Source organism: Mesorhizobium amorphae (assembly GCF_014843845.1).
Lineage (GTDB): Bacteria > Pseudomonadota > Alphaproteobacteria > Rhizobiales > Rhizobiaceae > Mesorhizobium > Mesorhizobium amorphae_A.
Map to the genome: position 1 here is coordinate 306,442 of NZ_JHQS01000017.1, position 19,098 is coordinate 325,539.

The 19,098-nt window shown below is 64.2% G+C and carries 22 protein-coding genes; 10 read left to right on the forward strand and 12 right to left on the reverse strand.

The window, feature by feature from the left end:
* Positions 1 to 3: 3 nt before the first annotated feature.
* From DH08_RS11765 to DH08_RS11795, 7 genes are all read right to left on the reverse strand, one after another.
* The gene (locus tag DH08_RS11765) at positions 4 to 183 is read right to left on the reverse strand and encodes a hypothetical protein (protein ID WP_192179457.1); all 180 of its coding nucleotides are present in this window, start codon (positions 181 to 183) and stop codon (positions 4 to 6) included.
* Positions 184 to 296: 113 nt separating this feature from the next.
* Complete coding sequence (locus DH08_RS11770) at positions 297 to 1,103, reverse strand: maleate cis-trans isomerase family protein (RefSeq protein WP_192179458.1); 807 nt, start codon at positions 1,101 to 1,103, stop codon at positions 297 to 299.
* Between the two features lie 36 nt (positions 1,104 to 1,139).
* Positions 1,140 to 2,381: a D-amino acid dehydrogenase gene (locus DH08_RS11775; RefSeq protein ID WP_192179459.1), complete on the reverse strand. Its 1,242-nt coding sequence runs from the start codon at positions 2,379 to 2,381 to the stop codon at positions 1,140 to 1,142.
* A gap of 103 nt (positions 2,382 to 2,484) precedes the next feature.
* Positions 2,485 to 3,666 (reverse strand): cystathionine gamma-synthase, encoded by a 1,182-nt coding sequence (locus DH08_RS11780; protein ID WP_192179460.1) that lies wholly within the window; start codon positions 3,664 to 3,666, stop codon positions 2,485 to 2,487.
* Positions 3,663 to 5,102, reverse strand: coding sequence for a pyridoxal-phosphate dependent enzyme (locus tag DH08_RS11785; protein WP_192179461.1), 1,440 nt, complete (start codon positions 5,100 to 5,102; stop codon positions 3,663 to 3,665). Before DH08_RS11785 ends, DH08_RS11780 begins: the two co-directional genes overlap by 4 nt.
* Positions 5,103 to 5,239: 137 nt before the next feature.
* Positions 5,240 to 6,598 (reverse strand): FAD/NAD(P)-binding protein, encoded by a 1,359-nt coding sequence (locus DH08_RS11790; protein ID WP_192179462.1) that lies wholly within the window; start codon positions 6,596 to 6,598, stop codon positions 5,240 to 5,242.
* Between the two features lie 25 nt (positions 6,599 to 6,623).
* Positions 6,624 to 7,100: an RrF2 family transcriptional regulator gene (locus DH08_RS11795; protein WP_192179463.1), complete on the reverse strand. Its 477-nt coding sequence runs from the start codon at positions 7,098 to 7,100 to the stop codon at positions 6,624 to 6,626.
* 678 nt (positions 7,101 to 7,778) lie between these two features.
* Between DH08_RS11795 and tauA the strand changes: the two genes are divergently transcribed.
* The 5 genes from tauA (at position 7,779) to DH08_RS11820 (ending at position 11,684) form a co-directional block, all read left to right on the forward strand.
* Entirely contained in the window at positions 7,779 to 8,792 is a 1,014-nt protein-coding gene (gene tauA / locus DH08_RS11800) for a taurine ABC transporter substrate-binding protein (protein ID WP_192179464.1), read from the forward strand.
* 83 nt (positions 8,793 to 8,875) lie between these two features.
* Positions 8,876 to 9,649: a taurine ABC transporter ATP-binding protein gene (locus DH08_RS11805; RefSeq protein ID WP_192179465.1), complete on the forward strand. Its 774-nt coding sequence runs from the start codon at positions 8,876 to 8,878 to the stop codon at positions 9,647 to 9,649.
* Positions 9,646 to 10,506, forward strand: a complete 861-nt coding sequence (locus DH08_RS11810; RefSeq protein ID WP_192179466.1) for an ABC transporter permease subunit — start codon at positions 9,646 to 9,648, stop codon at positions 10,504 to 10,506. The genes DH08_RS11805 and DH08_RS11810 overlap by 4 nt, the downstream gene beginning before the upstream one ends.
* Positions 10,507 to 10,527: 21 nt before the next feature.
* Positions 10,528 to 10,704, forward strand: coding sequence for a hypothetical protein (locus DH08_RS11815; protein ID WP_192179467.1), 177 nt, complete (start codon positions 10,528 to 10,530; stop codon positions 10,702 to 10,704).
* A 50-nt stretch (positions 10,705 to 10,754) separates the two neighbouring features.
* Positions 10,755 to 11,684 carry a TauD/TfdA dioxygenase family protein gene (locus DH08_RS11820; RefSeq protein WP_192179468.1) on the forward strand — a complete coding sequence of 310 codons (930 nt, stop codon included), beginning with the start codon at positions 10,755 to 10,757 and terminating at the stop codon, positions 11,682 to 11,684.
* Positions 11,685 to 11,807: 123 nt separating this feature from the next.
* Here DH08_RS11820 and DH08_RS11825 read toward each other — a convergent pair whose 3' ends face one another.
* Positions 11,808 to 11,993 carry a hypothetical protein gene (locus DH08_RS11825; RefSeq protein WP_192179469.1) on the reverse strand — a complete coding sequence of 62 codons (186 nt, stop codon included), beginning with the start codon at positions 11,991 to 11,993 and terminating at the stop codon, positions 11,808 to 11,810.
* A gap of 307 nt (positions 11,994 to 12,300) precedes the next feature.
* Here DH08_RS11825 and DH08_RS11830 point away from each other — a divergent pair, with 307 nt between their 5' ends.
* The 4 genes from DH08_RS11830 (at position 12,301) to DH08_RS11845 (ending at position 15,412) form a co-directional block, all read left to right on the forward strand.
* Positions 12,301 to 12,660 carry a septal ring lytic transglycosylase RlpA family protein gene (locus DH08_RS11830; protein ID WP_192179470.1) on the forward strand — a complete coding sequence of 120 codons (360 nt, stop codon included), beginning with the start codon at positions 12,301 to 12,303 and terminating at the stop codon, positions 12,658 to 12,660.
* A 235-nt stretch (positions 12,661 to 12,895) separates the two neighbouring features.
* A complete protein-coding gene (locus DH08_RS11835; protein ID WP_192179471.1) occupies positions 12,896 to 14,173 on the forward strand; it encodes a polyhydroxyalkanoate depolymerase in 1,278 nt (425 codons plus the stop codon).
* A gap of 192 nt (positions 14,174 to 14,365) precedes the next feature.
* On the forward strand, positions 14,366 to 14,983 hold the full coding sequence (locus DH08_RS11840) for a transglutaminase-like cysteine peptidase (RefSeq protein ID WP_192179472.1): 618 nt from the start codon (positions 14,366 to 14,368) through the stop codon (positions 14,981 to 14,983).
* A 192-nt stretch (positions 14,984 to 15,175) separates the two neighbouring features.
* Entirely contained in the window at positions 15,176 to 15,412 is a 237-nt protein-coding gene (locus tag DH08_RS11845; RefSeq protein WP_192179473.1) for a hypothetical protein, read from the forward strand.
* A gap of 108 nt (positions 15,413 to 15,520) precedes the next feature.
* On the opposite strand, the gene DH08_RS11850 is transcribed toward DH08_RS11845, so the two are convergent.
* The 4 genes from DH08_RS11850 to DH08_RS11865 all read right to left on the reverse strand — a co-directional run bounded on the left by DH08_RS11850 (position 15,521) and on the right by DH08_RS11865 (position 18,371).
* Positions 15,521 to 15,889, reverse strand: a complete 369-nt coding sequence (locus DH08_RS11850) for a helix-turn-helix domain-containing protein (protein WP_192179474.1) — start codon at positions 15,887 to 15,889, stop codon at positions 15,521 to 15,523.
* 24 nt (positions 15,890 to 15,913) lie between these two features.
* Positions 15,914 to 16,435, reverse strand: a complete 522-nt coding sequence (locus DH08_RS11855; RefSeq protein ID WP_006205326.1) for a Smr/MutS family protein — start codon at positions 16,433 to 16,435, stop codon at positions 15,914 to 15,916.
* On the reverse strand, positions 16,432 to 17,538 hold the full coding sequence (mltA, locus tag DH08_RS11860) for an MltA domain-containing protein (protein ID WP_192179475.1): 1,107 nt from the start codon (positions 17,536 to 17,538) through the stop codon (positions 16,432 to 16,434). Before mltA ends, DH08_RS11855 begins: the two co-directional genes overlap by 4 nt.
* Positions 17,539 to 17,666: 128 nt before the next feature.
* Positions 17,667 to 18,371, reverse strand: a complete 705-nt coding sequence (locus DH08_RS11865; protein ID WP_192179476.1) for a Tim44/TimA family putative adaptor protein — start codon at positions 18,369 to 18,371, stop codon at positions 17,667 to 17,669.
* A gap of 199 nt (positions 18,372 to 18,570) precedes the next feature.
* Here DH08_RS11865 and DH08_RS11870 point away from each other — a divergent pair, with 199 nt between their 5' ends.
* The gene (locus tag DH08_RS11870; RefSeq protein ID WP_282595031.1) at positions 18,571 to 19,071 is read left to right on the forward strand and encodes an FxsA family protein; all 501 of its coding nucleotides are present in this window, start codon (positions 18,571 to 18,573) and stop codon (positions 19,069 to 19,071) included.
* The last annotated feature ends 27 nt before the right edge of the window (positions 19,072 to 19,098 follow it).

The following is a 19,098-nucleotide window of genomic DNA, read 5'->3' on the forward strand; positions in this document are numbered from 1 at the left end:
TTTTTATCGCACGGAGCCTGTGACGGTCCGGTCGATGGCATCGGGAACGGATTTGCGTTCGTTTCCGGCAAGTGCCGCTATGATCAGCAGGCTGGCGACGACCGGCACGAACAGGATGGCGACGCGGGCCTGCACATAGAAGATGGCGCGCCATTCGTTGCGTTTGTCGGGGCTGTCGCTCATCGTGCTCACTCTGTCATGCCCCCCGGGCGGGACATAGAGGCGAACCGTTAAGCAACCCCTTCCGATTTTGTTAACCTGCGGATTTCGAACCCCAGAGATCGCAAGTCTGGCGCTCAGCTCGCCGGCAACCCGAACAGCCTGCCGCCGGCAGGCACGACGTCGTCAATCCCCGCTAGCCGCAAACAATGCCAGGCCATGGCGTGGTTGCTGGAGGTGACGGGGATGCCGATGCGCTGCTCTAGGCCGGCCACCGCCTCTGCGACGCGCAGGCTGGTGCAGGAGATGAAGATCGCCTCGACGCCCGGTGCCGCGGCCATTTTTTCCGCCGCGGCCTCGATCGAGGCGAGCGAGATACGGGCGGCTTCGCGGTCGTCCTGCCGGTCGAAGGTGGCGACGGCCGCTATGTCGAGGCCACGGCCGGTGAAATAGGCGACGAGACCTTCGTTGATCTTCGGCGAATAGGGCGTCAGCAGGCCGATGCCCTTGACGCCGAGCGCCTTGAACGCGGCAAGTGCCCCGGTGACCGGCGTGGTGCAGGCGACGCCGGGCCGCGCCTTGCGGATCTCGGCGAACACCGCCTCCTCGCCGAGCGTCATCGTTGCCGAGGTGCAGCCGAAGCCGACGACGTCGAGCGGGAGGCTGGGCAGGATGAGGTCGACGCATGGCGCGATCCTCGGTCCGATGGCGCGCAGCGTGTCCGGCGTGATGTTGTGGTCGTTGAAGACGCGGGCCTCGTAGAAGGCGACGCCGGGAATGCGCACCAGGGCGCGGAATTCATGCTCCAGCGTCTGGTCGGTGGCCAGGATGGCAAGGCCGATCGCGGCGCGCGAGGCCAAGCCGCCGTCGAGTTCCGACGGCAGCACGCCGAGATCGATCGGTCCGGAAGAGGGAGAGCGGGCGGCGGCAAGGTTGGCGGACATGGCGTACCTCTTCATCTTCTCTTCTGGATCATGCTCTCAGTTCAAAAGTCCGTCCATGGCAATGGCAGGCCGGCGGCCGGCGATCAGATCGGCGGTGATGCGGGCCGAGCCGTGCGACATCGTCCAGCCGATATGACCGTGCCCGGTGTTGAAATAGAGGTTGCGCAGGCGCCGTTGGCCGAACTCGGGCAGATTGTTCGGCGTCATGGGCCGCAGCCCCGCCCACATCTCGGCGCGGTCGTAATCGGCGCCTTCGGGGTAAAGCTCCTTGGTAACCCCTTTCATGAAGGCGAAGTCGGCGGGCTTGTGGCTGGTGTCGTAGCCGGCGAATTCCGCTGTCGCGGTGACGCGGATGCGGTCGCCGAAGCGCGAGATGGCGACCAGATTGTGCTCGTCGACGGAAGCAATCGTTGGCGGCAGCAAGCGGTTGCCGACGGGAATGGTCAGCGAATAGCCCTTGATCGGATAGATCGGCAGGCGGATGCCGATCGTCCTGGCAAGCACCGGACTGTAGGAGCCGAGCGCCAGCACATAGGCATCGCCCTTGAAGCTGCCCTTGTCGGTCAGCACCTGCGCGACGCCATCGCCCGATGTCTCGATGCCGGTGATGGTCGTGCCCGTGTGAATAGCGCCGCCGCGCTCGACGACCTTCGCCGCCAGCGCCCTGGTGAATTTCGCAGGATCGCCGGTCTCGTCGGTCGGGCAATAGATGCCGCCGGCGATCTTCTCCCTCGCTGATGCCAACGACGGATCGAGTGCGACGACGCCGTCGCGGTCGAGCACTTTTATCACCTGTCCGTCGGACTCCAGCAGCTTCATATGCTCGACGCCCTTGTCGAGCGCCTGCTGGCTGCGATGGAAATAGAGGATGCCGCGATCGTTGCGGTCGTAGTCGATGGCCTCGTCGGCGATGACTTCGTGCAGCACGGTCTGCGAATAGGCGGCAAGCCGATGCTTGAGCAGCGTGTTGCGCCGCGCCTTCTCGGCCGTGCATTCCAGGAGGAATAGCCACGACCAGCTGTAGAGCCTGGGATCGGCCGAGAGTTTGAAGCGCAGCGCCTGATCCTTGAGCACCAGCGATTTCAGCAGGATCATCGGCGCCCTGGGCGACGACCAGACGAAGGAATGGCCCGGCGCGATCATGCCGGCATTGCCCCAGCTGGTCTCAGTGGCGACCTGTGCCTGGCGCTCGAGGAGCACCACCTCGTGGCCGTCCTTCTGCAGCTGATAGGCGGTGGTGACGCCGACAACGCCGCCACCCAGCACGATCACGCGCATCACGCCTCCGGAGATCGCAAAGTCGGCTCACTTTAGAGTGGAATCCGAAATTGCAAAGTCCGGACGTGTGGGCCAGGGCGAGGGCTGCCGGGAGGCCGGATGCTCACCCCCGCAGCGCCTGCTCCAGATCCGCAATCAGATCATCGCCATCTTCGATGCCGGCCGAGAGCCGCACCAGCGAATCGGAAATGCCGATGGCGCCGCGTTTTTCGGCGGGGATCGAGCCGTGCGTCATCAGCGCCGGGTGCTCGATCAGGCTTTCGACGCCGCCGAGGCTTTCGGCGAGGGTGAACAGCTGGGTGCGTTCGAGGAAGCGCTTTGTCGCCGCCAGGTCGCGATCGAGCTCGACCGAGATCATGCCGCCGAAGGCATGCATCTGGCGCCTGGCGATGTCATGCTGCGGATGGCTGGGCAGCCCGGGATAGATGACGCGGCGCACATCTTTCCGACCTTCCAGCCACTGTGCGATCTTCAGGCCGTTCGAGGAATGGCGTTCCATCCTGAGCGCCAGCGTCTTGATGCCGCGCAGCGCCAGGAAACTGTCGAAAGGGCCGGAGATAGCGCCGATGGCGTTCTGCAGGAATTTCAGCTGGGCGGCGAGATCCTTGTTGTCGCCAACGATCGCCACGCCACCGACCATGTCGGAATGGCCGTTGAGATACTTCGTCGTCGAGTGGACGACGATGTCGATGCCGAGCTCCAGCGGCCGCTGCAGATAGGGGCTGCAGAAGGTGTTGTCGGCGACGGTAAGCAGGCCCTTACGCTTCGCCAGTGCCGCCACACCTTCGAGATCGACGACGCGCAGCAGCGGGTTGGTCGGCGTCTCGACCCAGAGCAGTTTTGTCTCCGGGCGGATCGCGGCCTCGACCGCGGCAAGATCGGTGAAGTCGGCGAAGCTGACCTGCAGGCCAGCCGAGCGCTTGCGCACCCGCTCCAGCAGACGGAAAGTGCCGCCATAGATGTCGTCGGTGGCGACGATATGGGCGCCGGCATCGAGCAGCTCCAGCACGGTCGAGATCGAGGCCAGGCCCGAAGCGAAAGCGAAGGCGGCGGTGCCGCTTTCGAGATCGGCCACCGCGCGCTCGAAGGCGAAGCGGGTCGGGTTCTGGCTGCGGGCGTACTCAAAGCCCTTGTGCACGCCGGGCGACTGCTGGCCGTAGGTGGAGGTGGCATAGATCGGCACCATCACCGCGCCGGTCAGCGGATCATGGCTCTGGCCGCCATGGATGGTGCGCGTCGAAAAGGCCAGTCGGTTCTTGCCCGATGGCGGTGTGCTGGTGGTCATCGTGCGCGCCTCAAATGGTTGATCAGGTCGATACGGGTTATCAGGCCGACGAACTCGTCGCCATCGAAGATGATGGCGACTTCGTTGCGGTCGAAGACCGGCAGCAGCGTATCGAGCGTCTGGCTGGCCTGCAGCGTGTGCAAATTCGAGGTCATGGCGGTGCGGACCGGGGCGTTGAAGCGGTCCCAGCGGCCGTCATAGGGGCCGTCGACCTTGGCCAGGATATCGCTTTCGTCGACGATGCCGACCAGCTTGCCGGCGTCCAGCACCGGCAGCTGCGAGACATCGGAGCGGCGCATGCGGCCATAGGCGTTGAGCAGGCTTTCGTCCGGGCCGATAGAGACCGTGTCGCCAGTGCGATGCGAGCGCATGACGAGGTCGCGCAGATCGCCATGCTGTTCGTGCTCGGCGAGGCCCTGCTCGGCCAGCCAGAAATCGTCGAAGACTTTTGACAGATATTTGTTGCCGCTGTCGCAGACGAAGGTGACGACGCGCTTGGGCGTCGTCTGCTCGCGACAATAGCGAAGCGCCGCCGACAGCAGCGTGCCGGATGACGAGCCGGCCAGAATGCCTTCCCGGGAAAGAAGATCGCGCACCGCCAGCATGCTCTGCTTGTCGGGGATGGAATAGGCCTTCTTGACCAGCGACAGGTCGGCATTGGGCGGAACGAAATCCTCGCCGATGCCTTCCACGGTCCAGCTGCCGGCCTCTTCCATCTTGCCGGTCTTGATCAGCGGCGCCAGCACCGAGCCGACCGGATCGGCCAGCACCATCTCGGTCTTCGGCGACACTTTCGCGAAATAGCGACCGAGCCCGGTCAGCGTGCCACCGGAGCCGACGCCGACGACCACCGCGTCGATGTCGCCTTCGAGCTGGGCGAAGATTTCGGGGCCAGTGGTGGTCTCATGCGCCAGCGGGTTGGCCGGATTGGCGAACTGGTTGGCATAGAAGGCGCCGGGCACTTCCGATGCGATCTTCTCGGCCATGTCCTGGTAATATTCCGGATGGCCCTTGCCGACATCGGAGCGCGTCATGCGCACCTCGGCGCCGAGCGCGCGCAGATGCTGGATCTTTTCGCGCGACATCTTGTCGGGCACGACGAGGATGATGCGATAGCCCTTGGGAATGCCGACCTGGGCAAGGCCGAGTCCGGTATTGCCGGCGGTCGCCTCGACGATGGCGCCGCCGCGCTTGAGCTTGCCCTGCTTTTCGGCGGCGGCGATCATCGACAGCGCGATGCGGTCCTTGATCGAGCCGCCGGGGTTCTGGCTTTCGAGCTTGATGAACAGACGGCACTTGCCGGTGTCGAATTTGGTCAGTTCGACGACAGGCGTCTGCCCGATCAGATCGAGCACCGAGGCATAGGGCGGGCGCAGCCGGGACATTGCGCTGTCCGAGGGGGCACTGCCGGGTGCAGCGGTTCTATGCGCGCTCATGTCGGATGCTCCATGGGTCAACCTAGCGTCTTTTCCAGCCGATCGCCGTTGGAAAGAAGATAGATCGTGCCAATCCGACGGCCAGACGAGGAATGAAATTCCACGACCCTTCGGCCCGCGTCGTGCCAGGGTGCAGCCTACCCCAGCAGCTGCTTGCTGAGCCTTGCGCACTGGACGCGGATATCCGGGATGGCGTCGATCTCGAAGAAGGTGCCTCTGGTCAAAGGCCCGACGGCGAGGATCTTGGCCGATACACTCCCGTCACTGCCGATGATCTCGCAATTGGCCGATACGTCGAGGCCAAGCCGCAGCGGGTCCGGCCGTGCCAGACCGCGCTCGACCAGCGAGCGCACGACGCTGTTCGAGGTGGTCGAGATGTCCCTGGCGATGCCGGTGCAATCATAGAGGCGGGCGACTTCCAGCGTTTCGAGCGCCTGCGTGTGGCGGGACTGGACCTGTACCGTGAATTGATCGCCGGCCTCGATGCCGACGACGCGGCCGGCGACGGGACGGATGCGGCCCGACTGCACCGCCTCGGTGACGCGGGCATGCACCTGCGGCGCCAGGCGATGCCGGTGGATGTCCCACCAGGCCTTGGTGTGCTCGACGAAGCGGCGCTTGGCGGAGGACGGCCAGTTCTGCCAGATCTTCTGGTTGAACGGCCGCAGACCATCGACCACGTCGCGCCAGTCTATGCCTGCCCTTTGGTTTTCGCGGATCAGGTCGCGGAACCAGCCGACGAAATAGGAAAGCTGGGTGCCGAGCGGGATGTCGGCGACGTCGAGCTTGATCGGATTGCCCTTGCGGTGCGGCGACGGCAGCAGGCCGCGCCGGGACACGGCGATGATCTCGCCCTTGTGACCGCGTTGCTCGAGCGAGAGAAAGGCATCGACCATGCTGAGGCCGGTTCCCAACACAAGGACTCGGGCGTCCGCATCGAGCGCAGTGTCGGCTTCCGTCCCCATCCTGATGGCGTGACCCTGGCCGGCGCCGGGCTGCTCGTCATGGCCGGTGGCGAGCACGGCGAGATGGGCAACCACACTGGTGCCATTGGCCAAAGCCACCTCGACGCCGGAGGCAGTGGGCGAGATCGACAGGCTCTCCTCGCGGATCAGGCGCAGGCGGCCGGTCTCGCGTTCACGGGCTTCGAGCTCGTCGAGCAACTCCTTCAGGTAGCGGGCATAGAGGCTGCGCGGCGCATAGAACGGCCCTTGGTCCGGATTGGCCAGGCCGCGCTCCAGCAGCCAGCGCGCGAAATTGCCTGGATCGTCGGCATAGGCGCTCATGCCGGCGGCGTTGACATTGAGCACATGCGCCGACAGCAGCGTCGAATAGGCCATGCCCTGGCCGAAATGCGGACGCTTCTCGATCAGCGCGACGCGCAGATCCGGATTGGGCGATTTCAGCAGATGCGCGGCGAGCACGACGCCGCTGGCGCCGCCGCCGACGATAATGATCGAATTGGGGATGATCGAGTTGGCGCGCCCGGTCGTCATGCGCGCACCGCCTGCCTTGGCGTGTTCAGGCCTGGATCTTCGCCGCAACCGGAAGGTCGTTGATGTTCCTCGCGACCGCAAGGTCGTCGAGGCCAATATCGCGCATCTCGGCGAGGCTGCGCTGATCCAGCACCTCGGCGATCGCCTGCCGGACCTCGAGCATCAGATGTCGGACTTGGCATGTCGCCTCGTTGCAGTCTTCGCAGCGCTGGTACTGGGTGCGGCTGGCGCAAGGGATCGGCGCCAGCGGCCCGTCGAGCACGCGCACGACATGGCCGACCTTGATCTCTTCGGCCGGTCGCGCGAGGCGATAACCGCCCTCCTTGCCCTTGCGGCTATGGACGAAACCGGCATTGCGCAATTCGCCGAGGATGGCGTCGAGGAATTTCTTCGGGATGTTGTTGCCGGCGGCGATATCGCCGACGAAGGCGAGCTGTCCAACCGGCAAGTGCGCGAGATGGACGAGCGCCTTGAGGCCGTACTTGCCCTTTTTGGTGAGCATGAGCCGAACGTTTCTCTGTCATGCGATGGCCTGAGGCCATCAATTGCGAAACGCCTGGCGTGCCTCCCCGCCGCGTCCAAGCTGTCATGACACATAAATTCTAGTGACATGATATACAAGCCGATCGCTGTTGATTTTGCTTGGTTTTCAAGCCGTCTGGTGATTTTAGGCCAGGCTTGTGACGCCGAGGACACAGAAACGCGGCTCGGACTCGATGCCACGAGCGATCGCCGGGATGCGGTGGGTATGGTCGCTCATCGTGATCAACTCCCTAATGTCGATAAGAATACTATAGTTCCTCCCGAAGACAGGGAATGGGGTTTCAATTCGGCGTGAGTTTGAAGCATGGATTTTTCGAATGAGGCTTTCTCCTGAAATCTCGGTTCTTGGCAGGCGGTTGTCACATTCGCTTCGTCATCCCAGGGCGGAGCAGGAGCGAAGCGACGTCGCGGAGACCCTGGGATGACGAACTCGGACGCTTCGGCCAGCCTTGACGGTCCAGTGCAATCTGCCGCGGTCGCGCCCGTAGCAGCCGCACTTTGCGCTTCGCCAGCCTATCACCAGTGGCTTTTTTCCACTCAACCCGTACTGGTTGGAAGGATTTAACTCTACAAGAACGATAGAATTAGCGGACTATGAAAAGGCAATCCGGTTTTTCACTTTTTCATGGAGCCCATCATGTCGATCATTTCACGACGCATCATCCTGCTCTCGTCGGCGGCACTTGCCGGCGCCGCCTTCCTCGGCCCGGCACAGGCCGACGACCTCAAGATCACCATCGGCTACCAGACCGTGGTCGAACCCTCGAAAGTGCCGCAGGCCGACGGCGCCTATGAGAAGGCGACCAAGGCCGCGATCGACTGGCGCAAATTCGATTCCGGCGCCGACGTGATCGCAGCGGTCGCCTCCGGCTCGGTCGATATCGGCTATGTCGGATCGAGCCCGCTGGCGGCCGCGGCCAGCCGCGAGCTTCCAATCCAGACCATCTTCGTCGTCGGCCTGATCGGCCAATCCGAAGCGCTGGTCGCCCGCAACGGCGCCGGCATCGAGAAGGTCGCCGACCTTGCCGGCAAGAAGGTGGCGGTGCCATTCGTCTCGACCACGCATTACAGCCTGCTGGCCGCGCTGAAGCATGAAGGCGTCGATCCTAAGTCGGTCGAGATCCTCAATCTCAGGCCGCCGGAGATTGCCGCCGCCTTCGCGCGCGGCGACATCGACGCGGCCTATGTCTGGGATCCGGCGCTCGGCCAGATCAAGACCACCGGCAAAGTGGTGCTGGATTCCTCGCAGGTCGCCGCCTGGGGCGCGCCGACCTTCGATGCCTGGATCGTGCGCACCGACTTTGCCGAAAAGCACCCGGAAGCGGTGCGCGACTTCGTCAAGGTGACGGGCGCCGCCTATGCCGAGTTCCTGGCCAAGCCCGACGCCTGGTCGGTGTCGTCGCCGCAGGCGGCCAAGATCGCCAAGATCACCGGCGCCAAGCTGGAAGAGGTGCCGCAACTTTTGAAAGGTTACGTTTTCCCGACGCTTGAGGAGCAGGCCTCCGCCAAATTCCTCGGCGGCGGCACGGTCAAGGCGATCGAGGCGGCATCGGCCTTCCTCAAGGAGCAGGGCAAGATCGACGCCGTGCTGCCCGACTACTCGAAATACGTATCGTCGAAATATGTCAGCGAGGCGCTGGCCTCGAACTGACGCGCGACGCGTGCTGCCTGCCCGGACCGCTGACGAGGAGCGGTTTCGGGCAGGTGGATTTGTGGAACCTACTGCGAGGAACCATGCCTCAACTCGTGCTTGATAAGGTCTCGGTGCACTACGAAGGCCAGGCAGCGCCAGCCGTCGAGCGAGTCTCGATCAACGTCGCCAAGGGCGATTTCGTCGTGCTGGTCGGCCGCTCCGGCTGCGGCAAGACCTCGCTGCTCAACGTCGCCGCCGGGCTGGTCGAGCCGGTGCGCGGCAGCGCCAGCATCGCGGGCCGACCGATCACGGCACCTGGCCCGGACCGCGCCGTGGTGTTCCAGAACGATGCGCTGTTCCCGTGGCTGACCGCGCGCGAGAACGTCGCTTTTGCTCTCAGGCTGCGCGGCGTGCCGTCAGGCGAGCGGGCACGGCGCGCCGATGAGTTGCTCAGACTGGTCAAGCTCGATGGCGCCGGCGACAAGCGCATCTGGGAGCTTTCCGGCGGCATGCGCCAGCGCGTCGGCCTGGCCCGCGCACTGGCCGCCGAACCCGAATTCCTGCTGCTCGACGAGCCGCTCGGTGCGCTGGACGCGCTGACGCGCGAACGCATGCAGACGACGCTGCTCGATCTGTGGGCGGCGGCCCAAGTCGGCGTGCTGATGGTCACGCACGGCATCGAGGAGGCGCTGGTGCTGGCCACCCGCATCGTCGTGCTGGCGCCGGGGCCGGGCCGCGTGGTGCGGACATTCGAGACCGGCTTCAGCCGGCGCTACGCCGCCGGCGAGGCCATTCGCGCTATCAAGGCCGACCCGGCCTTCGCGGCGGCGCGCGGCGAACTGACCGACGCGATCTTCGAAGGAGAGGCGGCGTGAGTGTTACCTCTTACAGCGAACGGCCGACCACAAGGACCGACGAAAGCAGCGCGCTGTCGGTGCCGTGGTCGCGCCCACGCCCGAAACGGCGCGGGATTTCGGCACGCGCAGTCAGCGCCATCACCATCCTGGCGGTGCTAGCGGCATGGGCGCTGTCGGCCCGCCTGCAGCTGGTGTCGCCGGTCTTTCTTCCATCGCCTTTCGCCGTATGGACCAAGTTCGTCGTCGTCGCCCGTGACGGCTTCGTCGACGCGACGCTCGCCCAACACGTCGTCGCCAGCCTGGGCCGCGTGTTCGCAGCGCTGATCGCCGCGGTTATCGTCGGCGTTCCCGTTGGGCTCGCCATTGGCATCAGCACCATCGGGCGCGGCATCTTCGATCCGCTGCTGGAATTCTTGCGGCCGATCCCGCCGCTCGCCTATCTGCCGCTGGTCGTCATCTGGTTCGGCATCGGCGAACCGTCGAAGATCTTGGTGATCACCATTGCCATGCTGGCGCCGGTTGCGCTGTCGACCGCATCCGGGGTTCGCGGCGTCTCGCAGGAGCGCATCAATGCGGCGCGCTCGCTCGGCGCCAGCCGCTTCCAGCTTGTCCGGCATGTGATCCTGCCCAGCGCGCTGCCCTCGATCCTGACCGGGCTGCGTATCGCGCTCGGCGCCGGCTGGTCGACGCTGGTCGCCGCGGAGCTGGTGGCAGCGACGCGCGGCCTCGGCTTCATGATCCAGTCGGCCGCCCAGTTCCTGGTCACCGACGTCGTGGTGATGGGGATCCTGGTGATCGCTGCAATCGCCTTCGTGCTGGAATTCATCATCCGCCGGATCGAGCGCGGGCTCGTTCCCTGGGCGGGACGGGAATAACCGAAGCAGGAGAGAATGACGATGACCCATTCCACCGCCATGCTGTTCGCCCATTTCGGCAACTGGCTGCTCGCCTGGACGAGGGAGCCTGAACGCCAACCCAGATCGCCGGCACCCGTGCAGCTCGATGCCGAGCGCGACCGCCTGCCGCCACGCGACGAAGGCTTTTACTGGGCCTGGCAATATTGGTCCCAGTGATCAACCTCAGTCGACCTGCCTTCCCCCCAAACAGAAACGAGGAGATTCCCATGAGCAACCCGGCCACTGCCGACCAGATCATTCCCGCGACCGACGTTATTCCCCTGACCGCCCGCGTGGGCGCGGAAATCCGCGGCATTCGCCTCGGTGGAAACCTGTCGGATGCAACAATAGCATCGATCAATCAGCTTCTTTTGCTGCACAAGGTCATCTTCTTCCGCGGCCAGCAGCATCTCGATGATTCCGAGCATGAACTGTTCGCGCGGCGCCTGGGGGATCTGGTGCCTCATCCGACGCAAGGGCCGATTGCGGGCACCGCTTCGATCCTCAATCTGGATTCGAGCCGCGGCGGCGGTCGCGCGGACCAATGGCACACGGACGTGACCTTCGTGGACGCCTATCCGAAATTCTCCGTGCTTCGCGGCGTCGTCATTCCTCCGGCCGGAGGCGATACGATCTGGTCGAACACCCATGCCGCCTATGAAAGCCTGCCGGCGCCGCTCAAGCTGCTGGCGGACAATCTCTGGGCCATTCACAGCAACGCCTACGACTACGCAGCCGTACGTCCTCGCGCTTCCGCCGAGGAAAGGAAGCATTTCGAGGAGGTCTTCACCTCGACCGTCTACGAGATCGAGCACCCCGTCGTGCGCGTGCATCCCGAAACCGGGGAACGCTCGCTGCTGCTCGGCAATTTCGTCCAGCGCTTTGTCGGCCTGTCGAAGAGCGACTCCGCAAAACTCTACGAGTTGTTCCAGGCCTATGTGACCACCCCCGAAAATACCGTGCGGTGGCGGTGGCAGGCCGGCGACGTCGCGATCTGGGACAATCGCGCCACCCAGCACTATGCGGTGAACGACTATGGCAGCCAGCACCGGGTCGTGCGGCGTGCCACCGTCGACGGCGATGTGCCGGTCAGTGTCGACGGACGCCGTAGCGTCACTCACGTCAAGACGGCCAAGCCGGCGGCAAAGGCCGCCTGACTCTATCGGGCGCCGTCCGTCCAGCCGGACGCACGGCGCCGCCCTTGCCGACGGTCATGGTCGCCAGCGGCGGCAAAGGTCGCGTTTGAAGTCGTGCCAGTGGCGAAGCCGCAGCCGGCCCAGTCAGATGCGCGAGCGGTTTGCCCAGCCCAGACCGAGCAAGCCGACCAGCATGGTGATGAGACCGATACAGAGCCATTGCGACTGGCCGGTCATGAAGCTTCCCGGCACGAGACCGATGCCTTGCAGCGACCACAGCAGGCCGATGGCGAGCACGATCAGCGCCAGCAAATTCCTCATCAACCGCATCGGCGGAATTCCCTTTCCAAGTCGATCGTCAACAGCGTCACTGCGGCAATGAAAAAGCCAAAGGAAGCGATTCGATCGCGTCCATCTCTACTTGCTTGTTAACGCTCGATCTTGCCAGAACTGGCCGGGAACCGGCGTGATGTTCATCACAGATACGCTGCCCGACGTGGGAAGACTCATGACAAACTGTTTCCCACCGACTCCAAACGTGTACTTCCGCCACGGAACCGCCAGATGATTACCGCATTTCGTGCCTTATTCGTTCCTTAACGGCTGGGGTCTGTCTAAACGGAGCCATTCCCCCAACATGATGAAATCCAAGCAAACCGCGCTTGTCGCGGTAACGATAGCGGCTGGCCTGATGGTCGGCGCCTCCGCCTCCTCCGCGGCCGCCCAGTGCGGCCGTGCCTCCTGGTACGCGCTGCACTCCCGCACGGCCTCCGGCGAGCGCATGAACCCGTCGGCGATGACCGCCGCGCACCGCAGCTTGCCCTTCGGCACCAAGCTGAAGGTGACCAACAAGAACAATGGCCGCAGCGTCGTCGTGCGCATCAACGATCGCGGTCCGTTCATCAAGGGCCGTGTGCTCGACCTGTCGAAGGGCGCCGCCAGCCAGCTCGGCTTCATCGGCTCGGGTCACACCGCCGTCTGCATGGCCCGCGTCTAATATGTCCGATATGTCCGGCTAGAGGGGCCGGACACATTTCCTACATATTGCGGCACCGCACATTGAGCCGGCTCTACCGCTCAAGGCTGATTTCCAAGGCTTTTGACAAAAAAACCATTTGTCAGACCAATTGACGTATTGCATCGCAACAACATGTTGTTAACCTCGCCGCGAGAGATTCAAGGCTCGGCGCTGCTCGTCGTCCCTTCGGTCGCAGGCAGCAGCGGGGTTCTTGATGTTCTACCAGCTCTACGAAATGAACCATGCGGCACTGCAGCCCGCCCGCTTCTATGCCGATGCGGTGCGGATGTTCTACACCAATCCGCTCAACCCGGTCTCGCACACGTCCTTTGGCCGCTCGGTCGCGGCGACCGCCGAATTGTTCGAGCGCACCACGCGCCGTTACGGCAAGCCAAAGTTCGAGCTGGCCAAGACCGTGGTCGACTGGAAAAGCGTCGAGGTCACTGAAAAGACCGTGTGGTCGAAGCCGTTCTGCAATCTGGTCCGTTTCGAGCGCTCCGTGCCCACTGGGCGCAAGCCCGATCCGAAGCTTCTGATCGTGGCGCCGATGTCGGGCCATTACGCGACGCTGCTGCGCGGCACCGTCGAAGCGATGCTGCCGCATGCCGACGTGCACATCACCGACTGGGTCGACGCCCGCATGGTGCCGCTGGCCGACGGCAGCTTCGACCTCGACGACTATATCGACTACATCATCGACATGTTCCATGCGCTCGGCCCGGACACCCATGTCATGGCGGTCTGCCAGCCTTCGGTGCCGGTGCTGGCGGCGGTGGCGCTGATGGAAAAGCGCGGCGACCCCTTCGTGCCCTCGACCATGACGCTGATGGGCGGTCCGATCGACACCCGCCGCAATCCGACCGCGGTCAATCTGCTGGCCGAGGAGAAGGGCATCGGCTGGTTCCGCGACAACGTCATCATGCGGGCGCCCTGGCCGGTGCCGGGCTTCGGCCGCGAGGTCTATCCGGGCTTCCTGCAGCTGTCGGGCTTCATGAGCATGAACCTCGACCGCCACATCATCGCCCACAAGGACTTCTTCATGCATCTGGTCAAGCATGACGGCGACAATGCCGAGAAGCACCGCGATTTCTACGACGAGTACCTGGCGGTGATGGACCTGACGGCGGAATTCTACCTGCAGACCGTCGACACCGTGTTCGTGCGCCACGCTCTGCCCAAGGGCGAGATGATGCATCGCGGCGAGCTGGTCGACACCTCGGCGATCCGCAATGTCGCGCTGTTCACCGTCGAGGGCGAGAATGACGACATCTCCGGCCTTGGCCAGACCCAGGCCGCGCACGATCTGTGCGTCAACATCCCGGCCGACAGGCACGCCCATTATATGCAGCCGGCGGTCGGCCATTACGGCGTCTTCAACGGTTCGCGCTTCCGCTCCGAGATCGTGCCGCGCATCGCCGACTTCATCACCAGCTATGGCCGCCAGAACCGGGTTGCCGCAAAGCCGAGGCTGGTGCGCTCGGCCAAGGGCTGACGCAACCAGAAGGTGAGACGCGCAACCGAACGGCGGAACGGCAGCGCTCGGCGTGCCCGGATGGTCCTGTTGCACAATGGCCGCTGTCAGGATGGTGAAAGTAACCATGCCATCAATCGGACCACAGTCATAATTGACACGGACTGTAAATCGCCCTTAACGTTTCGTTAACAACAGGGGCGAACGGGGACAATGATTTCCTCACCGATGGCACGGACGCTGCGCTTGTGCGCAGTCGCAGGGCTGGCGATTTCGGGATGCTGGGCGGGACCGGCGTCGGCCGCGGGAGCGATGGCGACCGGCGGGATGACGTCTCAACCGATCGGACATTACGATTTCTGCAAGTCCAATCCCGGCGAATGCTCGATCCGGCCGCGCAGCCTCGCGCCAGCCAGGATGACCGATGCGCTCTGGCGCAAGCTGACCAGCGTCACCGCCAAGGTGAATGCCGCCGTCAAGCCTCTGAGCGACTACGACATCTATGGCAAGGATGAAGTCTGGGCCTATCCGGATAACGGCCTCGGCGACTGCGAGGATTATGTCCTGGAGAAGCGCCGCGACCTCTATCGCATGGGTATATCGCTCGCCGATCTCCTGATGACCGTCGTGCGCAAGCCGGACGGCGAGGGCCATGCGGTGCTGACGGTGCGCACCGACAAGGGCGATTACGTCCTCGACAATCTGACCGACAAGGTCCGCTCGTGGGATGAGACCGGCTACCGCTTCCTCAAGCGCCAGGCGATCGACAACACCGGCCGCTGGGTCTCGATCCGCGATGGCCAGCAGGTTTTGGTCGGCGCGGTTCAGTAAGGGCAGGCGCGACGCGTTCGAAGCACGCCGCGTCAAGCGCCTTATGCAACGCACCCATAGCTATCGTAGGTCGGCGCCGCCCTCAATGGGACTACGGCTGGCACGCACCGCATCCGATAAATTCCGCAGTCTCCGTGAACCATTTCCTCCCGGCCGGCGACACACAGCCGTAAACCAACCGTGGAGATTTCAATGACTGCCTTTCTGCGTACGACCTTTCTCGCCGCCGTCGCGATGTCGGCGCTGGCCGGGCCTGGTCTGGCCGATCAGACCGTCAGTTGCGCCAGCACGTCGACCAACGATCTGTGGAGCGGCCGCTGTTGCGGTGCCGGCGACTCGAACTGCCTGGGCGGCGGAAACAATGGCCACGACCATGACCGTGGCGATAATGGCCGAGGGAACAATGGCGGCCAGGCCGGCAAGAAATGATCTCACCACAGCTGCCCGCTGGCTGTCCGCCGGCGGGCATCTGTTCAGGTGAAGCGAAAGTCGGCGCCAGCGCGGGTGAACGCGCGTCTCCTTGGCGTAAATTGCGTACTACACCCGCCGACCAAGCGCTGCGCGGATCGAGGTGGTGATGCGGCGAAGTTCGGCTTCGTCCAGCTTCTCGATGTTTTCGGCCAGAAGGTTGGCAAGCTCGGTGGCGGCTGGCGAAAGACCCGACGTGTCGATCCTGACGCGCGGATGCGAGGCTTCGGCGAGGCGCGCAAGCTCCTCGGCATCGTCCCAGATGACGTTGAAATAGCCGATGATCTTCTGGATCAGCGTCCAGGTCGGCGCGCCGCGGCGGCCATGCTCCAGCGCCGACAGATAGGCGGCGCTGACACCGATGGCCTCGGCCATCGCCTTCTGGCTGAGGCCGCGCTCGTTGCGCAGCGCGCGCAGCTTTTCGCCAAACGGCGTCATGGCACCATCTTCATGGCCGCGCCCTCACGCGCGCACCCGCCGCAAGCGCACATAGAGCGCGCCCGAACCGCCATGGTTGCGAGCGGCGTGGTCGTGGCTGGAAACCAGCGGCCGGAAGGCGGGCGTCGACAGCCAGGCCGGCACGGAGCGTCGCAGCACGCCGTCGCCGCCCGACGAGGAGCCCTTGCCGGTGATAACCAGCACATAGCGGATGCCGCCGGCATGCGCCCGGTGCAGGAACGCAAACAACAGCGAATAGGCCTCGTCCTGGGTCATGCCGTGCAAATCGACGCGGCCTTCGATCGGCAGCCGGCCCTTCTTCAGCTTGTCCAGCGTCGGTTCGTCGAGCGCATGCGAAACATGCTGCGTCTTCGGTTTCGCGGCGACGACCGGACTGCCGACAGCAGGTACGGGCGTTGGCTTTGGGTCGACAACGATGTCGGGAATGACAATGGCGGCCTTACCCTTCAGCGGCTTGGCCGTGCGCGCCACCAGGTTCCACAGGACGCGATCGTCCTCGCTCAGCCTGTCGATGCGGCGGGTCATGGCACCGCACCCGAAACGAGCCGACGCGGGAGCAGCGCATAAAACTCGGCGGCATTGCGCACGACACCGGCGATCTCGCCGGCGGCGTCACCAGAGCCGGCGAACAGGTCGCCGCGGGCCGGACCGGTGATGGCCGAGCCGGTGTCCTGCGCGATCATCAGCCGCCGGAACGGTTTTGCGTCGAAGGCGGTCAGCGACGGCGCGTCGACATAGAAGGGCGTGCCGAATGTGTGCAGCAGCCGGTCGACGGCGATCGAGCGGCCCGCCGTCAGCGGCACCTTGGCGGCGGCGATCGGGCCGAGCCCGGCATCGTCGACCGCCGCCTCGCGGAAGAAAATATAGGAGCGGTTCTGCCAGAGGATCTCGTCGACGCGATCCGGATGCGCTTTGAACCAGGCGCGGATCGACTGCATCGTCACTTTTTCCAGCGGGATTTGGCCACTTTCGCTCAGCACCTTGCCGGGCCCGGTGAAGCGCTGGCCGGATTTGGCGGCATAGGTGACGCGGCAGAGCCTTCCGTCGGTCATCTTCAGCCGCGCCGCACCCTGGACATGGACGAAGAAGGCGTCGACCTTGTCGGCGACCCACGCGATTTCCAGGCGCTTGCCATCGAGCGCGCCGCGCTCGATGGCGGCGCGGTCGAAAAATTCGACCGGCCCGTTCGGCGTATCGCGGGCGAAAGCGAGATAGGGGTCCATGCCCGCCGGCCGGTTGGCGTCATCGATATCGACGAGATCGGCGGGGCGCGACAGAAGCGGCACCGAAAACCGCTCTGTCCGTACCGGCGAGGCCTCGACCTCCGGCTCGTAGAAACCGGTGACGAGGCCGGCGCCGCCATGTTCAGCGCCGATGCGCGCAGGGACGAAGTGACGTTCGAAGAAGCTTCGGGATTCGGATCGATTCGGCTGCGAAACAGCGCGCGCTTCCTCATAGGCCGCGGCGAACGCGGTGAAATCGACACCGAGCGCGCCGGTGCGATAGGGCTTTGTCAGGACATGGAAGGCCGAACGGCGAAAGGCGGCAAAGGCAGCCGGATGGTCGTCATCGGCCCAGCCGGGCAGCCGGTCAAAGGATGTTTCGTCGAAGGCCGGAGATAGCGACACGACAATGCCCGCCGCTGGTTAAAGCGCGTCGCGATTGAAGAGAGTCATGCGACGCGCTTCCAGTCTTTGTTTTCATGCATGTCGTTGTCCCAAAACCGTTTCGCACTTTTGGGCGACATGCATCCGGTTCAGTCTTCTTCCTCGGTGGCGACGAGCTTCCAGTTAGGATCGCGCGAGCGCGTGTCGCGGGCAAAGGTCCAGACATCCTTGACCTCGGCGACGGTTTCGGGATCGCCGTCGATGACGGTGCCGGCCTTGTCGCGTGTCGCAGAGATCAGCTCGCTGACGATGCGCAGCGTGATATGCGCCTCGCCGCCCTTCATCTCGGCGGCGACGATATCGGCCTTGTCGATGCCGACGAAGGAGGACTGGATCTTTTCCGACTTCGCCTCGCGGTCGCCGATCGCGGCGACGAAGCCGTCATAGACCTCGCGCGACAACAGGTTCTTCAGCGTTTTGCGGTCGCCGTCGGCATAGGCCATGACGATCATCTCATAGGCCATCTTGGCGCCGTCGACGAAGGTCTTCGGATCGAAGGACGGATCGTTGTCCTTGATCGTCCGCAGGCCCTTGTTGAGATCGCTGTCGGGTTTGGCGAAGGCGTCGATCGCCACATAAGTGTCGGCCGCCGGTTCTCCGGGCATGCGCTTGCGCGGCAGCGAAACCACGTTTTCGGATTTCTGCGCCGCGTCGTCGCGGGTGCGGCTTGCGGAATAAGGGTCGAAGGGCGGGCGTTCGCTACCCGTGCGGCGGCCGAGCACGTTGCGCAGCTGGAAAAAGATCACAACCGCCGCAATCAGAAAGAAAATCGTGCCGAAGTCGAAGAATCCCATATCTTCCGCCAATTCGATCCCTGTCCAAGCCGGACCGCCGGCCAACAGAAGGCCACAGTCGCATAGCGTTCAACATTCAAAGCATATAGAACGCAAGGCGCAATCATTCAAATCAAAGGCAGGCATACCTATCTAACAGCTCCGGTGCCAGCGGCGATTGCGTGCTGGCCGGCAAAACATGGACATGATCGGCCAAGATTTGCGTATTTCGTTGCTTCCCCTGTTCCTGCTCGCGCTTCCCCTGCTGGAAATCGCCGGTTTCGTCATTGTCGGCAGCCAGATCGGCGCGCTGGCGACGGTCGGCCTGGTGCTGGCCTCGACCATTGCCGGCAGCCTGCTGCTGCGCCACCAGGGTTTCGGCGTCATGAGACGCGTGCGCGCCGAAATGGATGCCGGGCGCGATCCGAGCCGCCAGCTCGCGCATGGCGCCATGATCGTGCTGGCGGCGATCCTTTTGATCATTCCCGGTTTCATCACCGACGTCTTCGCCATTCTGTTGCTGCTGCCGCCGGTGCGCGACCTGGCCTGGCGGATGCTGAAAGGCCGCATCGTGCTGGCGACCAGCTTCAGCAGCAGCGGTTTCCGGACGAAACCGCGCGACAAGGTCATCGATCTCGACGACGGCGATTATTCGCGCGCCGACGATTACAGCCGCGGCCCGGACCACAATTCACCCTGGCGCCGCCTCAAGGACGATTAGAGCTGGCACGATCCAGATCCGGGGACG